A 2,070-nucleotide genomic window follows, 5' to 3' on the forward strand; every position below is an offset into this window, starting at 1 on the left:
GCTTCCATAGGTCCTTCCGGTTTGCTTTTGCGACCTGTCTTAGATCGCTAATACGCTCAAGATCAGCGTCGCGCCAGCCTAACTGTTCCTGCGGATCAGCGTTCCTGCACCGCGAGCAGTGAAGAATTCGAGAAGCATCGCGTGGGGCACGCGGCCATCCAGCACCACCGCCGCGTCGCAGCCGGCTTCCACCGCCGTGGTGCAGGTTTCCAGCTTGGGTATCATGCCGCCGCTGATCGTGCCATCGGTCTGCAGCCCGGCGATGTCCGCGGGGGTGAGATCGGTGAGCAGATTGCCCCCCTTGTCGAGCACGCCCGGCACGTCGGTCAGGAGGAACAGCCGCGCCGCGCCCAGCGCGCCGGCCAGCGCGCCGGCCATGGTATCGGCGTTGATGTTGTAGGTATGCCCGTCCTCGCCCGCGCCGATGGGGGCGACCACGGGGATCATGCCCGCCGCGATGGCGGTTTCGATCACGGCGGTATCGACCCGGGCGGGTTCGCCCACAAAGCCGAGGTCCAGCGCCTGTTCGATCAGGCTATCCGGGTCCTTGTAGGTGCGTTCCACCTTGGTCGCGGTCACCAGCCCGCCGTCCTTGCCCGACAGGCCCAGCGCCTTGCCCCCGGCGCGGGCGATCCAGCCCACCAATTGCTTGTTGATCGCGCCCGAGAGGACCATCTCCGCGATCTCGGCGGTGGCCTTGTCGGTGACGCGCAGGCCATCGACGAAGGTGCTTTCCACCCCCAGCCGCTTCAGCATGGCGCCGATTTGCGGGCCACCGCCGTGGACGACGACGGGGTTGATGCCCACCGCCTTCAGCAACACGACATCGCTGGCGAATTCCATCGCCGCGCCTTCATCGCCCATGGCGTGGCCGCCGTATTTCACCACGAAGGTGCGCCCGGCATAGCGGCGCAGATAGGGCAGCGCCTCGATCAGCGTTTCCGCCTTGGCGCGCGCGGCGGTGATGTCGCCGGAGATGTCGCTATCGCTCATGCGTGCGCGCGTTAGCGGGGCGCGGGCGATGGGGGAAGGGGGTAGGCGCGGGGGAAAGGGCGTCCCGGCAAATGCCCCTACCAAAAAGGCCGCCCCGCCGGTTGGGCGGGGCGGCCAGGACATGCGCGGGGCCTTCTGTAGGGGGGAGGGTCGGCGCCCGCGCACGAAGGGGTGACTCTACTTGTCGAGCGGCCCTTGTTCCTGAGCTTTGGCGAGATCGGCGCCGGGCTGCTGGCCCTGCTGATCGCGCGGGGGGTTTTCGTAATCGCGCGGGCGGGTGCCGCCGTCCTTGTTCTCGTCCTTCCCATCACCTGCCGGGCCCTGCCCGCCGTAATCGGCGATGGTGGGTTCGGTTTCGGGCGTGCGACGGTCCGGCTCGCCCTCGTCCTGCCGCGAGCCGTCGCTGCTCGACTTGGGCTGCGACTGGGACTGGGACTGGCCTTGCGATTGGGACTGCGTTCCCCGGTCGCCATAGCCGGGCTGGCCGCGCGGGCTGCCGTTTTCATTGTTCATCGTGCAATTCCTTCGGGGGGCGTGCCGGTTAAGCGGGTCAGCACCGCCTCGGTTCCGCGCCTGCGCCGAAGCGCCGCGGAATCGGGGCAGCCCGCACGTTAGAGACAAGCACCCCGGAGCTATTCGTCGGGCGCGGTGTCCATTATCGGTTCGCCCACCGGTGTATTGGTAGGGGTGGCGGTGGCGGGCGGGGCCATGTCGCCGGTGCCGGGGACATTGGTCATTTCGGTTTCGGGCACGTCCACCGGCACTTCGCCCGGAGATGGCGTGGCGACGATCAGTTCCCCGCCGCCTTCCGCCGTGGGCGCGGCTTCGTAAGTGCGGTCATCGTTCTGGCAGGCGGCGAGCGCCAGCGTGGCGAGCGCGGCCAGCGGCAGCGTGCGAAGGGCGTGATGGGTCATGGCAAAGCGTCTCCTCATGGATATCGCCCTCCCGTCCTGTCGATCCGATGCGACCTTCGCAGGGTTGGGGCGGGGGCGCAAGGTCATCGCAAGCACAGTCCCTGTGAAGCCATTGTTTCCAAACGAAAGACTATCGGAAGGTCACGGTAAGTTCAGGCCAAGA

3 protein-coding genes are annotated in these 2,070 nt (G+C 67.6%); all 3 read right to left on the minus strand.

The window, feature by feature from the left end:
- Positions 1–78: 78 nt before the first annotated feature.
- Positions 79–993, minus strand: a complete 915-nt coding sequence (argB, locus tag ACFDTG_RS15700) for an acetylglutamate kinase (protein WP_375291897.1) — start codon at positions 991–993, stop codon at positions 79–81.
- A gap of 177 nt (positions 994–1,170) precedes the next feature.
- Positions 1,171–1,506 (minus strand): hypothetical protein, encoded by a 336-nt coding sequence (locus ACFDTG_RS15705; RefSeq protein WP_375291898.1) that lies wholly within the window; start codon positions 1,504–1,506, stop codon positions 1,171–1,173.
- Positions 1,507–1,625: 119 nt separating this feature from the next.
- Positions 1,626–1,907, minus strand: a complete 282-nt coding sequence (locus ACFDTG_RS15710) for a hypothetical protein (protein WP_375291899.1) — start codon at positions 1,905–1,907, stop codon at positions 1,626–1,628.
- Positions 1,908–2,070 lie beyond the last annotated feature (163 nt).

The sequence above is a fragment of the Qipengyuania sp. genome, assembly GCF_042095715.1.
GTDB lineage: Bacteria > Pseudomonadota > Alphaproteobacteria > Sphingomonadales > Sphingomonadaceae > Qipengyuania.

Coding starts and splice junctions, on each gene's coding strand:
- ACFDTG_RS15710 (WP_375291899.1), bottom strand. CDS start 1,907: ATGACCCATCACGCCCTTCGCACGCTGCCGCTGGCCGCGCTCGCCACG.
- argB (WP_375291897.1), bottom strand. CDS start 993: ATGAGCGATAGCGACATCTCCGGCGACATCACCGCCGCGCGCGCCAAG.
- ACFDTG_RS15705 (WP_375291898.1), bottom strand. CDS start 1,506: ATGAACAATGAAAACGGCAGCCCGCGCGGCCAGCCCGGCTATGGCGAC.